The following is an 18,027-nucleotide window of genomic DNA, read 5'->3' on the forward strand; positions in this document are numbered from 1 at the left end:
CGGCCTGGAGTCCGGTCGGTGCGTCAGTCGCGCGAGCGGTCGGCGTAATCCGACCACTCGTCGTGCTCGTCCGCCTGGTCGGCGGCGTCGGAGTCGCCGTGCAACTCCTTCGCCAGCGCGCCGAAGTCCGTCTCGTGAGTACGGTACTTCAGGTCGCGCGCGACCTTCGTCTGCTTGGCTTTAGCTCGGCCGCGGCCCATAGGGTCCAGCCCCCTCGCACACTTGGCCGGGCGCCTCGGGCGTCCCGGACTCTCTCAACAGGATCTCGTGGGTGTAACGCTACCTGTTAGGTGTCTGTTCCGGCACGTCGGCACCGTGATCGACCCCCACGATTTTCCGCGCCGGGCCCTTCGGGCCTACCAGTTCGGGTGCTGACCGGTGAGCCGGACGGTCCCGGACTGCTCCGGATCGACGTCGATCTCGCCCGCGACCCAGGCCCGCACCTCCCGGCCCGAGAGCAGCTCCAGCGCGGCCGGCACCGACTCCGGAGGCAGCACGACGACCATCCCGACCCCGCAGTTCAAGGTGCCCTCGAGGTCGGCCTGGCTGATCGCGCCGACCTGGCGGACGACGTCGAAGACCGGCTGCGGGTTCCAGGTGGCCCGCTCGACGGTGGCCCGCAGCTCCTCCGGCATCACCCGCGCCAGGTTGGCCGCCAGGCCGCCTCCCGTCACGTGCGACATGGCGTGCACCTCGACGGCGTCGGCGAGCGCGAGACAGGTCTTGGCGTAGACCAGGGTGGGCTCGAGGAGCTCCTCCCCCAGCGTGCGGCCGAACTCGGCGACGTCGCGGTCCAGCGACCAGCCGGCCTTCTGGAGCAGCACGTGGCGCACGAGGGAGTAGCCGTTGGAGTGCAGGCCGGACGAGGCGAGCGCGAGGACGGCGTCTCCGGGGCGGACCCGGCCCGGGCCGAGCAGCCGGTCGGCCTCGACGACGCCGGTGGCCGCTCCCGCGATGTCGTACTCGTCGGGGCCGAGCAGGCCGGGGTGCTCGGCAGTCTCGCCGCCCACCAGCGCGCAGCCGGCCTCGATGCAGGCATCGGCGATGCCCTTGACGATGGCCGCGATCCGCTCGGGGATCACCGACCCGGTGGCGATGTAGTCGGTCATGAACAGCGGCTCGGCGCCGCACACGACCAGGTCGTCGACGACCATGCCGACCAGGTCGAAGCCGATCGTGTCGTGCTTGTCGAGCGCCTGGGCGATCGCGACCTTGGTGCCGACGCCGTCGGTGGAGGTGGCCAGGAGCGGCCGCGTGTAGCCGGTGAGGGCGGAGGCGTCGAAGAGCCCCGCGAAGCCTCCGAGCCCGCCGATCACCTCCGGGCGCGTGGCCCGGCCCACCGATCCCCGCATCAGCTCGATCGCGGTGTCGGCTGCCTCGATGTCGACGCCGGCGCGGGCGTAGGCGTTCTGCTGCTGGGTCACGTCGTTCCGTTCGGCGTCGGGATGGACTCGGGTGTGGACTCAGGGGTTGTTGAGGACGGGGAGCGCCTTGTCGGTCGCGCTCATCGAAGCCTCGAGCAGGTGCTTCCCCAGGAGGCTCTCGTCGGGCAGCTCCACCGGGTACTCGCCGGTGAAGCAGGCGGTGCACAGCTGGCTGATCGGCTGGTCGGTGGCATCGACCATGCCGCCCAGGGAGATGTAGCCGAGGCTGTCGGCGCCGATGCTGGCAGCGATCTCCTCAGGACTCAGCCCGTTGGCGATCAGCTCGGCGCGCGTGGCGAAGTCGATCCCGTAGAAGCATGGCCAGGTAACCGGCGGGCTCGAGATCCGCACGTGCACCTCGGCGGCGCCGGCCTCGCGCAGCATCCGCACCTGGGCCCGCTGGGTGTTGCCGCGCACGATGGAGTCGTCGACGACGACGACGCGCTTGCCGCGGATCATGTGGTCCAGCGCGTTGAGCTTGAGCCGGATGCCGAGCTGGCGCAGGGTCTGACTCGGCTGGATGAAGGTGCGTCCGACGTAGGCGTTCTTCACGAAGCCCTGTCCGAACGGGATGCCGCTCTCCTCGGCGTAGCCGGCCGCCGCCGGGGTGCCCGACTCGGGCACCGGGATGACCAGGTCGGCCTCGACCGGGTACTCCCGGGCCAGCTGGCGGCCCATCTCGACGCGCGACTCGTGCACGCTGCGGCCGTTGATGGTGGCGTCGGGACGCGCGAGGTAGACGTACTCGAAGACGCAGCCCTTGCGCTCGGGCTCGGCGAACTTGTGAGAGCGCAGTCCGTTCTCGTCGATCACGACCATCTCGCCAGGCTCGATCTCGCGCACGACGCTCGCCCCGATCGTCGCCAGTGCGGCGTCCTCGCTCGCCACGACCCAGCCGCGCTCGAGGCGGCCCAGCACCAGCGGCCGGATGCCCTGCGGGTCGCGGGCGGCGTACAGGGTGTCCTCGTTCATCCAGACGAAGCAGAACGCCCCCTTCAGCAGCGGCAGCACCTCCAGGGCGCGCTGCTCCAGGGAGGTGTCGGGGTGGTGGGCCAGCAGCGCGGTGACCAGGCCGGTGTCGTTGGTCGAGGTCTCGACCGGGCGGGCCCGCAGGTCGAGCTCGTCGTCGGGGCCCGGGAGCGCCTCGACCAGCTCGCGCAGCTCGTGGGTGTTGATGAGGTTGCCGTTGTGGGCCAGCGCGATCGAGCCGTCCGCGGTCGGCCGGAAGGTCGGCTGGGCGTTCTGCCAGGTGCTGGCGCCGGTGGTGGAGTACCGGGTGTGGCCGATCGCGAGATGTCCCTGCAAGGAGGCGAGCGTGGTCTCGTCGAAGACCTGGGAGACCAGGCCCATGTCCTTGTAGACCAGGATCTGGCGGCCGTTGCTCACCGCGATGCCCGCCGACTCCTGCCCGCGGTGCTGGAGGGCGTAGAGGCCGAAGTAGGTCAGCTTGGCGACGTCCTCGCCGGGGGCCCAGACTCCGAAGACACCGCAGGCGTCCTGGGGTCCCTGCTCGTGGGGATCCAGCGCCGCGGTGAGCCTGCCATCACCGCCGGGACGTGGGCCACGACTGCTCATGTAGGGCACGGCCACCATTCTAGATCGCAGAGCCCGATCGGCCGCACCGTGGGCTCTTGCGCCAACTCGCGGACATCGCCCCCGCGCGGTCTTAGGCTGAGGCACACGCTTCCCACTCCTAGGCCATCCCGTGTCGAACGCCCCCCCACGCAATCGCGCCCCGATCGACGTCTCCACCTGGTCCGATGCCGGATCACGCGAGGCGCTGGCCCTCGTGGCGTCCTCGGTGGCCGAGATGGTGGGCTTCGAGATCGCGATCATCAGCGTCGTGCGCGGCGAGTCGATGTTCTCGGTCGCCGTCGAGGGGCGCAGCGGGGCCACGTCGGCGATGATCGGCGTCGCGACACCCATGTCGGTGGTCGCCCCGGAGTTCGAGCGCGCCGACGACTGGGGCAGGTTCCTCTTCGTGCCGCACGAGCGGCTCGGCCCGGACGTCGACCCCGCGGCGGGGTGGTGGATCCCCGACATCGTGCCCATCGACGCCGAGGACGCCTGGCACCCCCTCGACCTGCTGATCGCTCCCCTGTACGCCGACTCAGGCAGCCTGATCGGGCTGCTCTCGATCGACGTGCCCACCTCGGGGCGACGTCCCGACCTGCATCAACGGCACCTCATGGAGCGCTACGCCGCGCAGGCCGAGCGCACCTTGCGGCTCGCCGTCGAGCGCGAGGAGCTGGCCGAGCGGATCCGGCTGGCCGAGGCCGCGCGCCGGGTGGTGCGCTTCGCGACGTCCCTCGACGACGTCGAGAGCGTGCTCGACGACTGCCGCTACCCGCTCCTGGAGGCCTTCCGCGCCGACTACCTGGAGATCCGCACCTACGCGACCACCGAGCCCGCCGAGCTGCCCGAGGCGGGATCGCCCCCGACCGGCCTCCCGGCGGAGCTGGCCGAGGCGATCCGGACGACCGCGCGGCGTTGCTGGGACGAACAAGAGGTGCTGGTGATCGGCGCCGACCTGGCGCACGGCCGGTTCGTCGACGCCGAGACCAACGCCCGGCTCATCGAGGCCCACACGCTGCTCGGGATGAGCACCTCGATGCTCGTCCCGCTCGGCGCCGCTCACGCGAGCATCGGGCACCTGCTGTTCGGTCGCAAGGACCCCGCCATGGCGTGGAGCTCCGACGAGCGGGCCGGGATCCTGGACATCGCGCGCGACATCGGTCAGGTCGTGGTGCACTCGCGCACCCTTGCCCGCGAGCAGCGCCTGGTCGCCGAGCTGCGCCGGCTCGCGGCCTACAAGTCGCAGGTGCTCTCGATGGTCTCCCATGAGCTGAAGAACCCGTTGGCGGCGATCTCGGGCTACGTCGAGATGCTCGAGAGCGATCCGGGGATCACCGGCACCGGGCAGCTCTCGCTCGGCGCGCTGGACCGGGCGACGCGCCGGATGGGCCGGCTGGTCGACGACCTGCTCGTGCTCTCCGAGGTCGAGGACCCCGAGGCCACCGTGCCCACGTCCCTGCTCGACGTGCGCCCGGTGGTCGAGGACGCCGTCGAGCTGATGCGGGCCGCGGCCCGCCGCGATCTCGACCTCCAGGTCAGGGCGCCCGAGCATCCGGTGCTGGTCTGCTGCTCGCCGTTCGACCTCGACCGCGTGCTCACCAACCTGGTGAGCAACGCGGTGAAGTACAGCCCGCGCGGCGGCCAGGTGACCGTCAGTGTCGACGAGGGCCCCGACCACGTCGAGATCGCGGTGAGCGACGCCGGCATCGGGATCTCCCCCGAGGACCAGCAGCACCTGTTCACGGAGTTCTTCCGTTCCACCAACCCCCGAGCCCTGGCCCAGCCCGGGACGGGCCTGGGCCTGACGATCAGCTCACGGATGATCGAACGCAACCGCGGCCGGATCGAGGTCGAGTCCCGGCTGCATCACGGCAGCACCTTCCGCGTCGTCCTCCCCCGCCCCGCCACCGACTGACGGCAGGGCCACCACTCGGGTGCGAGGTGGGTCGGCTCAGGTGTGCGCCGCCCCAGCGCGACCACGGGCGGCGAGGGCGAGGATGCCCTGGGCCACCTCGGCGGCCTGCGAGCGGATCTCGGGGATCGCCGTCGACTCCCACAAGGTGCCCTTGCGCGGGGGGCCCACCGCGAACAGACCCGGGACGACGCCGTCGTCGCCGAGGAGAGCGCCGTTCTCCGTGGTGTCGATGCCTAGGAGCAGGGGGTCAGGGCGGACCAGGCCGCGCTCGCGCAGCGCGAGCAGGAGCGGGTCGTCGGAGCGGGTGATGTCGGTGGACGGGCCGGTGCAGTTGACCACCGCGCTGGCGGTGAGCGGGGTCGCGACGCCGGCGACGCGGACCTGGCAGGTGGCGCCGCGGTCGGCGATGGAGACGAGCCCCCCACCCAGCACGCTGAGCCTGCCGTCGTCGGCGTAGGCCCGGATCCGGTCGGCCACCTCGGGCGCCATCCGGTGCCGGTGGATCTCCCACTCGCGCGCGTAGACGTCGAGGAAGCGCCGCCGCTCGGCCAGCGGCAGCCGGCGCCACAACGACGTCGTCGCCGACCGCAGGCCGTCCACGACCGCGCGCCAGCCGACGCCCTGAGCCGCCGCGGCCGCCACCTGGTCGCGCACGTGAGCGGCCAGCAGGTCGGCGGTGAGCTCGCCCTCCGGGACCGGCTGGACCCAGGCTGTGGACTGCTGGGCGACGTGCTGCTGCGGCAGCAGGCCGTGCCGGCTGACCATGACGACGCGGCGGGCGGCCCCCTCCTCCAGCAAGGTGATGACGGTGTCGACCGCGGTCAGTCCGGTGCCGACCACGACGATCGTGGCGTCGTCCGGGAGCAGGCGCAGGGCGGCCAGGTCCCAGGGGTTCGGCAGGTGCCAGGGTGCGTCGGGCAGCAGGTCGCCGTCGACCTGGAGGGCCCGCGGGTGCTGGTTGCCGTAGGCGAGGACGACCGAGTCGGCGTGGGTGACGACGTCGCGGGTGTGCAGGTCGAAGCCGGAGCCGTGCGGGACGACGTCCTCGACCCGCCCGGCTCGGATGCTGAGCCGGTGGCCGCCGGTGCGGAGCACGCCGGCGAGCCGGTCCTGGAGATAGGTGGCGAAGTCGAGCCGGGGAAGGAACGCCTGCGGGTCGTGGCTGCGTCCGGTGGCGCGCGCCCAGTCGATGAGGTCGGAGGGGATGTCGGCGAAGGCGCTCATGTGACGCGAGCGCACGTTGAGCAGGTGGTGGGGGTCGTTGGTGCCGTAGGCGATGCCGCGGCCGACGATGCCCGTGGTCTCGTGGATCTCGACTCGCAGCTCCGGGTCGTCGGAGCCCGCGAGGAGCTGGATCGCGGTGAGGACGCCGCTCGCCCCGCCCCCGATGATGGCCGTGCGATGACCGGGCGCGGCCCGCCCGGCGGCGTCGGCGGGGGGAGGGGAATCGACGTGCACGACTGACATGCCCTAACTGTAGCGACCAAGTATAGAAAGTTCGGTATCGACCGGCCCGCTCCACACGGTGTTCTTGCTCACCGGTCGCCGGCGAGGACCACGGCGGGAAGAAAGACGGGACCGGCCGGCGATCGATCAGCCGGCCGGCCCCACGTCGTCAGGGAGCTCGCGGACGCCTACTGGTCGCCGAGGTTGCGCAGCAAGAACGCCTCGGCGAGCACGACCTTCTCGAACTCGGCCAGGTGCAGGCCCTCGTTGGCGCCGTGGGCGCGGGTGTCGGGGTCCTCGACGCCGGTGACCAGGACGCTGGCCTCGGGGAACGCCTCGAGGAACTCGGCGATGAACGGGATCGAGCCGCCCACGCCCATGTCGACCGGCTCGGTGCCGTCCCACGCCTCGGTGAACGCCGCGCGTGCGGCGTCGTAGGCAGGGCCGGTGGCCTCGATCGAGGTGGCCTCGCCGGTGTCGACGGTCGTGATCGTGAGCTGGGCCCCCCACGGGACGTTGCGCTCGAGCTGCTCGGTGAGCCGGGCCAGGGCGTTCTCGGTGGTGTCGCCGGGGGCGATGCGCAGGCTCAGCCGGGCTCGTGCAGCAGGGGTGAGGGTGTTGCTCGCGCCGGCGACCTTGGGGGCGTCGAGCCCGGTGATGGTGAGCGACGGCTGGGTCCACAGGCGCTCGACGACGGGGCCGTGGCCGACCCACTCGACGCCCGGCGCCGCACCGCTCTCGGCGCGCAACCGCTCCTCGGGGTACTCGACGTCGGCCGCCGGGCCGCTGTGCAGGCCCTCGATCGCGAGTCCGCCGTCGTCGTCGTACAGGGAGGACAGCAGCCGGGCGAGCGTCATGATCGCGTCGGGCACCAGGCCGCCCCACATGCCCGAGTGGACGGCATGGGTGAGCGTGCGGACCTCGACGTCGACGCGCACCAGCCCGCGCAGGCTGGTGGTGAGAGCCGGGACGCCGATGTCCCAGTTTCCGGAGTCGGCGATCACGATCACGTCGGCGCGCAGGGCCTCCTTGTGCTCGGCGAGCAGCTCGGGAAGCGTGTCGGAGCCGACCTCCTCCTCGCCCTCGATGAACATCGTGACGCTCACCGGCAGGTCGTCGCCGAAGACCCGCAGGGCACCGAGGTGGGCGGCGATGCCGGCCTTGTCGTCGGCGGCGCCACGCGCGTAGAGCCGCGGCCCGTGCGCACTGTCGCGCTCGGTGGGCTCGAACGGCGGGCTGTCCCAATCGGCGTGGTCGTTCTCCGGCTGGACGTCGTGGTGGGCGTAGAGCAGCACCGTCGGGGCGCCCTCCGGGCCGGGCTTGTGCGCGATGACCGCAGGCCCGCCGCCGTCGGCGGCGACGATGTCGACGCTCGCGAACCCCTCGGCCCGGAACAGGTCGGCCACCGCCTCCGCACTGCGCTGCACCTCGGCGGCACGCTCCGGATCGGCGCTGACCGACTCGATCCGCACCAGATCCTCAAGATCGCTCCGGATGCCCGGAAGCAGTTCGGTGACGCGGTCCCTGATGGCGCTGCTGTCGATGCTCATGCTCGCAAACCTATCGGCCCGCGACGGCTCCGCCAGAAAGCGGCAGGTACGGCGCGAGGTCGGTGCGCTCCCCCGATGCGCTCGCCCGCGCGGCGTCGAGGGCGTCGGGCCAGGTGAGCTCGCCGACGGCCAGGGCGATCCAGGTCCGGGCGTCGGTCTCGACCACTGCGGGCGGCGTGCCGCGGGTGTGCCGCACGCCCTCGATCACCTGGACGGCGGCGAAGGGCGGGACCCGCACCTCGACCGAGTGCCCCGGCGCTCGTGCCTCGAGGAGCGCCAGATAGTGCTTGACCAGCAGCTTGAGGTCGGCGCGGGTCGCGGTGTCGTCCGCGAGCCGTGCGTGCGCCTCGCGCACCTCGGCGGGATCGGCGGGACGCAGGCGGGCAGGCACGTCGAGCGACGTTACCGACTCGCCAACGCCTCCACGAAGCCGGCGAGTCGTTCCTCCGGCTCCCAGCCGGTGGCCCGCGCTCGGGAGAGATCCAGGCAGCAGGGGCGGGCCAGGGTGTCGACGGCGTACGGCGTGAGCAGCGGCTCGCGCCCGGTGAGAGCGGCGGTGCGCTCGACGATCCGGGCAGCGCCGTCGACGATCGCGATCGGCAGGTGGGACACCCGGGCCGAGAGGACCGCGGCGACGACCCGGTCGCGGCGTACCGGCGCCGGATCGGCGACGTTGTAGGCACCAGCCGGCCAGCCGAGAGCCGCGACACACGCGCTCGCGAGGTTGTCGACGTGGGTGAGCGAGAGGTCGACGTCGGCGCCGGGGAGGACGATCCGCCCGCAGCGGACCGCGCGCCGCAGCCGGGGCAGGAGGTGCGGGTCGCCGGGGCCGTAGACGGCGCGCGGGCGGAGCACCACCGCGCCCGCGGCCAGCGCGAGCCGATCGCCGAGGGCCTTGGTGCGCCCGTAGGCGTTGAGATGACCGCCCTCGGTCGGATGGCTCTCCGGCACGAGAGAGCGGTCGAGACGAGGGTCGTAGACGCTGGCCGAGCTCACCCACACCACAGGCACCTCACGGAGCCGGACGGCGTCGAGGAGCCGGGCGGCGCCGTCGACGTTGACCCGCTCGAACTCGGCGTCGTCGGCGCCGGGGCGCGGGTCCCCCACGGCGGCGGCGAGATGGACCACCGCCTCGACGGCGGCGAGGTCGGGGACGTCGGCGGCGGCGTCCCAGCCGCGCCACTCGGCGTCCGCCACCGGTCGACGGCCGAGCGCGACGACGCCGTGACCGTGCGCTCGCAGCGCCCGCACCACCGCGCTGCCGCAGAACCCGCTGGCGCCGGTGACCGCGATCCTCATGGGCTGCTCCCGACGTCGCTCCGGGCGGCCACGACGAGGGTGCGCCAGGCCGGCAGCGCCGCGCGTCGGTCGGCAGCGCAGCGCACGACCCGGGGCGCGTACGGGGCGAGGGCGGCGAGGACGTCGTCGAGCTGGGTCCGCGCGAGGTGCGCCCCCGGGCAGGCGTGCGCGCCGGCGCCGAACACCAGCTGTCCGATCGCGGGCGACGCCGGGGCGTCGACGTCGGGGTCGCGGCGGTGTGCCTCGACGGCGTGCCGCACCATCACCAGCAGCTGATCGTCGGGAGTGATCGGGCAGCCGTCGAGCTCGGCCGCGGCAGCCGGGACCCGGGGCAGCAACGGCGTCGGCGCGAGCACCCGAAGCAGCTCTGCGACGAGCACCGGACGGCGGACGGGGTCGAGCGCATCGGGCCAGAGGTCGGCGTCCGCGGCCCAGGCGACGGCGCGCGGCACGGCCGCATAGGTGGTGTTCACCGCGGCGAGCGCGAGCATCTTGCCGAGCGGGTCGACCCGGCCGTCGAAGGCATCGACGAGATCGTCGCGGAACCCGAGGCGTCTCCACGAGGGCACCTCTGCCGCGGCGGCCGACGACGCCGTCCGGCGGGCCGCGCGGGCGAGCTCGACGCACTCGGCGGGCGTGAGCTCGAGGCCGAGCAGGGCGGCGGTGGTACGGCCGGAGATCTGGTCGGCGACGTCGCAGAGGTCGATCTCGTCGCCACGAGCGAGCGCTGCTCTCATCTCATCGAGCACGGGTCGCCAGACGGGGCGCAACTGGGCCACGCCGCGCGAGTCGAGGCGTCGCGCCAGGTCGCGGCGGGCCAGTCGGTGCGCGTCTCCGGTCTGGTCGAACAACGCACCGCTCCCCTCGTGGCGCCGGATCGCACCGCCGGTGGTGCGCTCGGCCACGCGATCGAGTCGGATCTCGGTGAGCGTTCGGCGAACGGCGTCCGTGCCGCTCACCACGACTCGCGAGCCGGCTCGGCGAACCGGACTCCGCCGCAGGGCGGCGAAGGCTGCGAAGAGAACGGGGTGGGAGGCGAGGTAGACGCGGCGGTCGCGGCGGCGCGCGCGCGTGTGATCACTGCTCACCGCACGTGCACCTCGTCGGACGAAGCGGGCCGGTAGCGCCGGTCCCAGTACCAGAGCAGGGTGTTCTTGACGCCCCACTGGCGCAGCCGGCGCAGGCTGTTCTCGACGACGACCTCCTCGGCGCGCACCACACGGGGCGTCACCTGCCGGGCGCGGTTGAGCAGGGTGACGTCCTCGGGGCCGTCCTCGAGTGGACGTCGCACCGCACCGCCCGCACGCTCGTAGACGTCCGCGGCGATGGCGAACGAGTGTCCGTGGGTGAGCACGTACGGCGCGAGGTACTCCGGTCCGCGGTGCGCCCCGCGATAGCGACCGTAGACGGCGAGCGTGCGCTGGACGGCGGGCAGCAGCCGTCGCTCGGCCAGGGTCGGGTGCTCGTCGCGACGAGGGATGCTGGCGCCGCACACGACGTCCGCCCCGCGGGCGAACCGCTCGCGGATCCGGGCGATCCAGTCCGGTCGCGGCAACGCGTCGGCGTCGGTGCGGGCGAGGAGGCCGGCGCCGTGGGCGATCGCGAACCGCGCGCCGGCGTCGACGGCGCAGCCGACGCCGCGTTCGGGCTCCTCGACCACGTGCACGGGGAACGGCGCGGAGGCGGCGAAGCGGCGCACCACGGCGACGGTGTCGTCGGTGGAGCCGTTGTCGGCGACGACGACCTCGACATCGCGGTCGGTCTGTGCCGCCAGAGCGTCGAGGGTGGCGCCGATCCCGGCCGCCTCCTGGTAGGCCGGAACGACGACCCACAGACGCCGGTCGTCCGCGGGCGCCGGACGCGACCACGACTCGAGCACCGAGGCGATCGAGAGCGCACGGAGCACCGCGCGCACCGAGAGCGCGACCCACACCGCGGTCGCGACGAGCGCGGCGACCGCCCCGAAGATCGCATCGCGGCCCGAGGCGGTGCGATCGAGGTAGACGCCGCCGACGGTGCCGAGCAGCAGCACGACACCGGACGCCGCGGCGGCGGCGACCGCGGTGCGGCGCGGCGACGGACGGTCGGCGCGCGGCCAGGGCAGGAGCCGCATCGCGGCGAAGACCAGGGCCAGCAGGGCGCTGGCGCCGATCAGCCGACCGGTTACGACGGCGTCCGGCGCGGCGACCAGCGCAACGGCGGCCGCGACCGCGACGTACAGGGCGAGCGCCAGCCAGACGTCGCGCAGGTTGTCGGCGATCGGATTGCCCGAGCCGTTGTCCTGGGCGCACATCGCGCGGAAGGAGGTGCGCAGCGCGCGGACCGAGCGCACCGTCGCCCAGGCCACCATCACGATCGCGAGCCAGGGCAGCGTGCGACCGAGGTCCTCGGCGGCGCCGCGGACCACCGTCGCCACCGTGTCCGGAAGAACCCGGCCGGCCGCGGTGCGGACCGTCCGGGCGACGGCCCCCTCGCCGACGCCGACCCAGTCGAGCACGGTCCCGACCAGCAGGAGGGCAGGCACCAGCGCGAGCAGGAGCGAGTAGGTGGCCGCACTCGCCAGCGCGTCGCCGTTGGCGCGCGTGTAGCGGACGTGGGACGCCATGAGGAGCTCGCGTCGACGTCCGCGCAGGCCGATGCTCACCCGCCCAGCCTCGCGGCAGCGAGCGCGGCGGTGGCCCCGCGGTCCGGCTTGCGGGACCGGCCCGAGGTCGGGATCGTGGCGACGACGACAGCGTCGGGACGTGCGGCACCGAGCGCGGTCAGCGGCTCGCGCAGGCTCCGCCGGACGGCGTCCGGGGAGTGTCCCGGCTCGGGCTCGACCACGAGCACCAGACGCTCGTCGAGGTCGGCCCCGGGCACGCCCACCAGCAGCGCCTGCGCGACCCCGGGCACAATCAGCCCCGGCTCGAGGAGCCCCGGATAGATGTTCTCCGCTCCACGCAGGACCATGTCCTTGAGGCGGCCGTGCAGCACGATCCGCCGGCCGACGACCTCGCCGCGGTCGCCGGTGGCGATCTCCTCGAGCGGCCCCCCGCCGAGGTAGCGGGCAGCGGCCCCGGGACCCGCGATCAACACCTGACCCGCCTGGTCCGTGCGCGCCGTCATGCCTGCCACCAGGTCGCCCACGAGATCACCGCTCTCGTCGTAGGACGCCTTCACCCTGGCCTCGACGGCCGCGACCGGGAACGCCTCGGTGAGCGCGTAGACACCCCATGCCTCCTGGGCTCCGGCGGTGCGCAGCCGTTCGAGCAGTCTCGCGGAGACCGGTGCCGAGCCGGTGAACACCCGACCGGTGAAGCGGGCGCCGTCATCGAGCAGATCGCGCGCCTGCGGAGGGGTGAGATAGGTGAGCTGCGGGCGAAGGCCGGCGAGGGCGCGGCGGTCGGCGCGACGGCACACCGGCGCTCCGGCCAGCAGCGCCGGCGTCATCGCGAAGAAGGTCGCGCCGACCACGGGATGCTGCGGCCGGACGTCGGTCAGGTCGGTGACCGCGGTCAGGCCGGCCGAGAGCGAGGCCACGGTGTGCACCACGGCCCGCGGATCGCCGGTGGTGCCGGAGGTGAAGATCACCAGGGCCTCGGCGTCCTCGCCGCTGCGGTCGGGAGACGGCGTGAGCGGGATCCGGCGCGGCGGCACGAGCACGGGTGCGATGGCGTCGAGCTCGGCGAGCCGCAGGCCGGTCGCCCGGCGCACGACCGGCGCGGCCCAACCGGCGGCGGCCCGGACGACGGGATCGGCGATCACCGTGCTGACGTCGGCGGCGCGCAGGCGCGCGGTGAGGAGCTCGGGCGGCACGGCGGGGTCCACCAGGGCGACCCGGACGCGGAGCCGGAGCGCGGCCAGCACCACCGCCAGGGCCGAGGGGCCGGGGCGCACGGCGAGTGCGACGGTGTCTCCCGCGGCGAGGCCGCGCTGGTGAAGGAGACCTGCGATCCGGAGCGCGCGGTCGGCGATCGCGCCCCGACGCACGATCGCGCGGCGCGCCAGACCCTCGGCGAGGAACGCCGGCTCGTGGGGGGTCGAGCGGAGCCGTGGCAGGAGGTCGTCGATCATTGCGGCGCCGATCATCGCGGGTCGGCCGTGCGCCGGCCTGGGCCACGGTCGAGGTACCACCGTGCGGAGCCGAGCACGCCGTAGGCATAGATCCGGCGCATCGAGTTCTCCGACACCATGGCGCGACGCTGCTGGATCCGGGTGGTGCAGCGACGCACCCGGTTGAGGAAGGTGCGATCGGTGGGCGACGGCATCCGCGGCATCCCGCCGCACCGCAGGTAGAGGTCGGCGGTGATCGCCATGTTGTTGCCGGCATGCATCTGGTAGGGCACCAGGTAGTCCGGCCCGCGGTTCTTGCTGCGATAGCGACCGAAGAGCGCGGCGGCGACGACCATGCCGCGGAACGCCGCGCGAGCCGCCGGCCGGTTCTCATCGCGGCGTGCGACCAGGTGGCCACACACGAGCTCGGCACCGTCGGCGAAGCCGCGTCTGATCTCGCGGATCCAGTCTCGCCGCGGCAGGCAGTCGGCGTCGGTGCGCGCCAGGTACGCGGCGCCGGCCGCGATCGCCGTCCGGAACCCGGTGTCGACCGCGCAGCCGACCCCCTTCTCGGGCTCGTCGAGCACGTGGACCGCGAAGGGAGCCGTCGGCGCGAAGGCGCGCGCCACCTCGGCGGTCTTGTCGGTGGAACCGTTGTCGACCACGACGAGTGTGAAGTCGACGTCGTCCTGGGCGGCCAGGGCGGCCAGGGTCTGGGGCAGGCGCTGCTGCTCGTCGAACGCGGGCACGATCACCCACAGAGCGCTCATGCCTTCTCCCACATCATCGACATCACCGACACCCCGCCGCCGAGTCCGAGCAGCAGCACCTGGTCACCCGGGGCAAGCCGCTCCCACTGCCGGCTCAGCTGGAGCGGGAGGGTCGCGGAGGCGATGTTGCCGACGACGTCGACGGTGCGATCGACCAGGTGCGGCGGGGTGCCGGTGACCTCGCAGAACCGGTCCAGATAGGGCACCGCGACCTGGTGGACGAGCACCGCGGCCAGGTCGTCCATGGCGAGGCCGGCGTGGGCGAGGGTCGAGTCGACGATCGCCGGACCGATCTTCTCGAACACGCGACGCAACTCGTGCCCGGCACCGGAGAAGTAGAGCAGGTCCTCGTCGCGGGGGTGGCGCGATCCACCGCCGAAGATCCCGCCGACGTCCCAGTGCTCGCTGTGGGTCTCGGTCTCGGTCCGACCGAGGCCGCCGGACGCGACGGGCTCGACCACGCACGCGGCACCGGCGTCGCCGAAGGTGTATCCGGCGAAGTGCTCGACGGCGCTGCGCAGGCTCTCGACCTGCCAGCGGATCGAGAGGCTCGGCGTCTCACCGGTGACCACCAACGCGGTACGCGCGCGGCCGGTCTCGATCATCGCCCTGGCGAGATCGAGACCGTTGATGAAGCTGTTGCAGGCATTGGTGACGTCGAGGCAGTGCGCGTTCGTGCCGAGTGCGTGCTGGACGACGTGGGCGGTGGCGGGCTCGACGAAATCGCGGGTCGCGGAGGCGAAGAGGAGCAGGTCGACCTCGGCCGGGTCGCGACCGGCCCGCTCGAGCGCGGCACGACCGGCGTCGATCGCGAGGCTCGATGCCCACTGCTCACCCTCGACGACCACGTGCCGGGAGCGAATGCCGGTGATGCGCTCCAGGAGTCCCGCCGGGAGCCCGAATCCGGAGGCTCGCTCGATGCGCGCCTGCACGTCGTCGGTGGTCAGCACGGTCGGGGGAAGCACATGGGCCGCGGCGGTGATGCCGACCCGTGGCGGAGGTTGGGAGCGCACAGGGGGTCCTCTCGGTGAAGGTGCTGCCGAGACTAGGGATGGATGGGGCGCGACGAATGAGTATCGCTACGCATCCTCGGCCGTGGGCCGACCGGGATGGGGTTGGAGTACCCCGTAATAGAGGTAGGTACGCCGCTCGGTGCCGTCCTCGAGCATGTCGAGCTCGCTCTGGCGTCTCGCGCTCCACCCGACCACCACGGCGTCGAGCTCACGGGCGAGGTCCTCGGCCTCGTCCTTGCTCAGCCGGAGCGCGGAGCTGACGATCTGGCGGACGGTGTCAGGGGTGCGCTCGGCAGCCCAGGCCTGCTGGACTACGTACTGCCCCCAGCTCGCGGCGTTGTCGCGGAAGACGGCCGAGGCGGCCGCACCACCCGGTGTCGCCTCGAGCTCCTCGAAGCTGACGGTCGTGCCGGCGTCGTCGACGATCTTCCACACCCGGTCCCGACGGTCGCGCGCGGCGTCTGGGTCCTCGCGTACCAGGCCGTACTTGGCCAGCTGGCGCAGGTGGAAGCTCGCCTGATTGGCCGGGATGTCGAGCTCGCGCGCGATGTCGGCCGCGCGCAGCGGCCCCTGGGCGTCGAGCTCGTCGAGGATCTGGTTGCGCACCGGGTGCGCGATGGCGCGGAGCACCTGCGGGTCGTGGATCGTACGGGGGCTTCGTCGTGGCTGTTCCGGCACGTACGGGAGTCTACCGAGTTGCGCACCAACTATTGCGCAACACTTATTGCGCAACATATGGTGCGGATATGTCCTCGTACCGCAGCCTGGCCCGGAACCGCGACTTCACCGCGCTGTGGATCGGCCAGACCGCCTCCACCCTCGGCAGCCGGATGAGCATGTTCGTGTTCCCGCTGCTCGCATTCGCGCTCACCGGGTCGGCCTTCATGGCGGCGCTTGCCGAGGCGCTCCACCTGCTCGGCATGGCGGCGACGCTGCTGCCGGCCGGCGTCCTCGCCGATCGGCTCGACCGGCGTCGCGTGATGCGCCTGGCCAGCGGAACGGGCGTCGCGCTGTACGCCTCGCTCGCGCTCGCCGGAATCCTGGGACAGCTCGGCATGGTCCACCTCCTCGGGGTCTCGCTCGTCACCGGCGTGTGCGCCGGCGCGTTCGCGCCGGCCGAGACCTCCGCGGTGCGCACGGTCGTCTCCACCGAGGAGCTGCCGACCGCGCTCGCCCAGAACCAGGCCCGCGAGCATGTCGCCGGCCTCATCGGCGCCCCGCTCGGCGGCGCGCTGTACGCCGTCGCGCGCTGGCTCCCGTTCGCCGCGGACGCCGTCACGTACGCGATCTCGTGGGTGATGCTCGGCCGGATCCGCACCGACCTGAGCGCGATCCCGCACGTGGGGGATCCGCGCCGCCTGCGCACCGACCTGGCCACCGGGGCTCGCTTCGTGCTCGGCCAGCCGTTCTTCCGCACCCTGCTGTGCTGGTCGGCGCTGACCAACCTGCTGGTGAACGCCCTGTTCTTCGTGGCCGTCCTGCGCCTGATCCAAGACGGCGTCGACCCGGTCCATCTCGGCCTCGTCGAGACCGTCGCCGGCGCGGCCGGGATCCTCGGGGCGATCGCGGCACCCTGGATCATCGACCGGTTCGCCACCGGAGCCCTCACCGTCGTCATCGCGTGGAGCTTCCTGCCGCTGCTGATCCCGCTCGCCCTGTGGAACAGCCCCGTCGTCGTCGCGTCCGCGCTGGCGATCGTGCTGCTGCTCAATCCTGCGGGCAACGCCGGCATCGGCGCCTACCGGCTGGCCGTCACGCCGCCGGACCTGGTCGGCCGGGTGCAGTCGTTCAGCCAGTTCGCCTCCATGGCGGCGATGCCGCTGGCGCCGGTCCTCGGCGGCGCGGCCCTCACGGTCCTCGGCGGAACCCGGGCGGTGCTCGCGTTCGGACTCCTCGTGGCGGCGACCGCGCTGATCCCGACCCTGAGCCACACGATCCGCGCGGTGCCGCGGCCGGCGGTGTGGCGCGCCGCGCTCGAGGAGATCGGGGACGACGCCACGCCCGTCGCCGCGGTCGCCTGAACGCTGCGGGGCCTACGGGGCGCGGGACGCAGAGGCCAGCAGGTCGGCCATCCGACGACATGCGCCGCGCAGCTCGTCGGGCGACTCGATGACGAACGGGGCTCCGATGTGCCCGAGCACCATCGCCGGCCAGGTGAGGTCGTCGGTGTTCCATTCGAGCAGGCACTCACCCGAGTCGAGCTCGGAGACGGTGCCCCAACCACCCACGGCCCGGCGCACGTCGTCGAGAGGGGCGGCCACTCGCACCCGGACGTCGTAGCGACTCGGGATCCGGCGGAACCCGGCCTGGACGAAGGCGAGGGCGCTCTCGGCCGGCAGGTCGCGGGGGCGGACCCGCTGGCCGGTGGGGGCGACGTCGCTGATCCGGTCGACCCGGAAGGAGCGCCAGTCCTGGCGATCGCGGTCGTAGCCGACCAGATACCAGCGGCGTCCGAGCGAGACGAGTCGATGCGGCTCGACGCGGCGATGGGTCGGATCCGCGCCGCGGCCCTGGTAGCCGAAGGTGAGCGGCTCGTCGTCGCGGCAGGCCTGGGCGAGCGTGGTGAGCAGGACGGCGTCGACGCTCGGCCCGCGACTCCCCCACGGCCCTGCGGTGTCGGTCTGCGAGGTGAGCGCGTCCATCCGACGACGCAGGCCGGGCGGCATCAGCGCGATCACCTTGGTAAGCGCCTGGACCGAGGTCTCCTGGAGTCCGCCCACGGAGCCGGCCGCGGCGGTGCGCAGACCGGCAGCGATCGCCACCGCCTCGTCGTCCTCGAGCAGCAGCGGCGGCAGCGACCCACCGGCCCGCAGCTGGTAGCCGCCGGCCACGCCGCGGGACGCGTCGACGACGTAGCCGAGCTCGCGCAGCCGCTCGATGTCTCGGCGCAGCGTCCGACCGCTGACGCCGAGGCGCTCGGCGAGCTCCTCGCCGGGCCAGTAGCGGTGGGTCTGGAGCAGGGAGAGGAGGGAGAGCATCCGGGCGCTGGTGGACATTGAT

Annotated in this window: 16 protein-coding genes; 2 read left to right on the forward strand and 14 right to left on the reverse strand. The window is 73.1% G+C overall.

Annotated features, from left to right (window positions below; translation table 11 throughout):
- Positions 1-23 precede the first annotated feature (23 nt).
- From WMR31_RS03075 to purF, 3 genes are all read right to left on the reverse strand, one after another.
- The gene (locus WMR31_RS03075) at positions 24-200 is read right to left on the reverse strand and encodes a DUF3073 domain-containing protein (protein ID WP_340537296.1); all 177 of its coding nucleotides are present in this window, start codon (positions 198-200) and stop codon (positions 24-26) included.
- Between the two features lie 156 nt (positions 201-356).
- Entirely contained in the window at positions 357-1,424 is a 1,068-nt protein-coding gene (purM, locus tag WMR31_RS03080) for a phosphoribosylformylglycinamidine cyclo-ligase (protein WP_340537297.1), read from the reverse strand.
- A 39-nt stretch (positions 1,425-1,463) separates the two neighbouring features.
- Positions 1,464-2,999 (reverse strand): amidophosphoribosyltransferase, encoded by a 1,536-nt coding sequence (purF, locus tag WMR31_RS03085; RefSeq protein WP_340537374.1) that lies wholly within the window; start codon positions 2,997-2,999, stop codon positions 1,464-1,466.
- Positions 3,000-3,129: 130 nt separating this feature from the next.
- Here purF and WMR31_RS03090 point away from each other — a divergent pair, with 130 nt between their 5' ends.
- Positions 3,130-4,914, forward strand: a complete 1,785-nt coding sequence (locus WMR31_RS03090) for a sensor histidine kinase (protein WP_340537298.1) — start codon at positions 3,130-3,132, stop codon at positions 4,912-4,914.
- Positions 4,915-4,950: 36 nt separating this feature from the next.
- Here the strand turns inward: WMR31_RS03090 and WMR31_RS03095 are convergent, their stop codons facing one another.
- From WMR31_RS03095 to WMR31_RS03140, 10 genes are all read right to left on the reverse strand, one after another.
- Positions 4,951-6,381 (reverse strand): FAD/NAD(P)-binding protein, encoded by a 1,431-nt coding sequence (locus WMR31_RS03095; protein ID WP_340537299.1) that lies wholly within the window; start codon positions 6,379-6,381, stop codon positions 4,951-4,953.
- Between the two features lie 167 nt (positions 6,382-6,548).
- Positions 6,549-7,910 carry a dipeptidase gene (locus WMR31_RS03100; protein ID WP_340537300.1) on the reverse strand — a complete coding sequence of 454 codons (1,362 nt, stop codon included), beginning with the start codon at positions 7,908-7,910 and terminating at the stop codon, positions 6,549-6,551.
- Positions 7,911-7,920: 10 nt separating this feature from the next.
- Positions 7,921-8,301 (reverse strand): sterol carrier family protein, encoded by a 381-nt coding sequence (locus tag WMR31_RS03105; protein ID WP_340537301.1) that lies wholly within the window; start codon positions 8,299-8,301, stop codon positions 7,921-7,923.
- Positions 8,302-8,312: 11 nt separating this feature from the next.
- On the reverse strand, positions 8,313-9,209 hold the full coding sequence (locus tag WMR31_RS03110; protein WP_340537302.1) for an NAD-dependent epimerase/dehydratase family protein: 897 nt from the start codon (positions 9,207-9,209) through the stop codon (positions 8,313-8,315).
- Positions 9,206-10,297, reverse strand: coding sequence for a hypothetical protein (locus tag WMR31_RS03115; protein WP_340537303.1), 1,092 nt, complete (start codon positions 10,295-10,297; stop codon positions 9,206-9,208). Before WMR31_RS03115 ends, WMR31_RS03110 begins: the two co-directional genes overlap by 4 nt.
- On the reverse strand, positions 10,294-11,853 hold the full coding sequence (locus WMR31_RS03120) for a glycosyltransferase family A protein (RefSeq protein WP_340537304.1): 1,560 nt from the start codon (positions 11,851-11,853) through the stop codon (positions 10,294-10,296). Before WMR31_RS03120 ends, WMR31_RS03115 begins: the two co-directional genes overlap by 4 nt.
- Complete coding sequence (locus tag WMR31_RS03125; RefSeq protein ID WP_340537305.1) at positions 11,850-13,265, reverse strand: AMP-binding protein; 1,416 nt, start codon at positions 13,263-13,265, stop codon at positions 11,850-11,852. Before WMR31_RS03125 ends, WMR31_RS03120 begins: the two co-directional genes overlap by 4 nt.
- A gap of 11 nt (positions 13,266-13,276) precedes the next feature.
- Positions 13,277-14,014 carry a glycosyltransferase family A protein gene (locus WMR31_RS03130; RefSeq protein ID WP_340537306.1) on the reverse strand — a complete coding sequence of 246 codons (738 nt, stop codon included), beginning with the start codon at positions 14,012-14,014 and terminating at the stop codon, positions 13,277-13,279.
- The gene (locus tag WMR31_RS03135; protein ID WP_340537307.1) at positions 14,011-15,027 is read right to left on the reverse strand and encodes a 3-oxoacyl-ACP synthase III family protein; all 1,017 of its coding nucleotides are present in this window, start codon (positions 15,025-15,027) and stop codon (positions 14,011-14,013) included. Before WMR31_RS03135 ends, WMR31_RS03130 begins: the two co-directional genes overlap by 4 nt.
- A gap of 66 nt (positions 15,028-15,093) precedes the next feature.
- On the reverse strand, positions 15,094-15,705 hold the full coding sequence (locus WMR31_RS03140; RefSeq protein WP_340537308.1) for a helix-turn-helix domain-containing protein: 612 nt from the start codon (positions 15,703-15,705) through the stop codon (positions 15,094-15,096).
- Positions 15,706-15,773: 68 nt separating this feature from the next.
- On the opposite strand from WMR31_RS03140, the gene WMR31_RS03145 reads away from it, so the two are divergent.
- On the forward strand, positions 15,774-17,048 hold the full coding sequence (locus WMR31_RS03145) for an MFS transporter (RefSeq protein WP_340537309.1): 1,275 nt from the start codon (positions 15,774-15,776) through the stop codon (positions 17,046-17,048).
- Between the two features lie 12 nt (positions 17,049-17,060).
- Here WMR31_RS03145 and WMR31_RS03150 read toward each other — a convergent pair whose 3' ends face one another.
- Positions 17,061-18,023, reverse strand: coding sequence for a helix-turn-helix transcriptional regulator (locus WMR31_RS03150; RefSeq protein ID WP_340537310.1), 963 nt, complete (start codon positions 18,021-18,023; stop codon positions 17,061-17,063).
- Positions 18,024-18,027 lie beyond the last annotated feature (4 nt).

Origin of the sequence: Nocardioides epinepheli (assembly GCF_037936805.1) — a bacterium.
In the GTDB taxonomy this organism is placed as follows: Bacteria; Actinomycetota; Actinomycetes; order Propionibacteriales; family Nocardioidaceae; genus Nocardioides.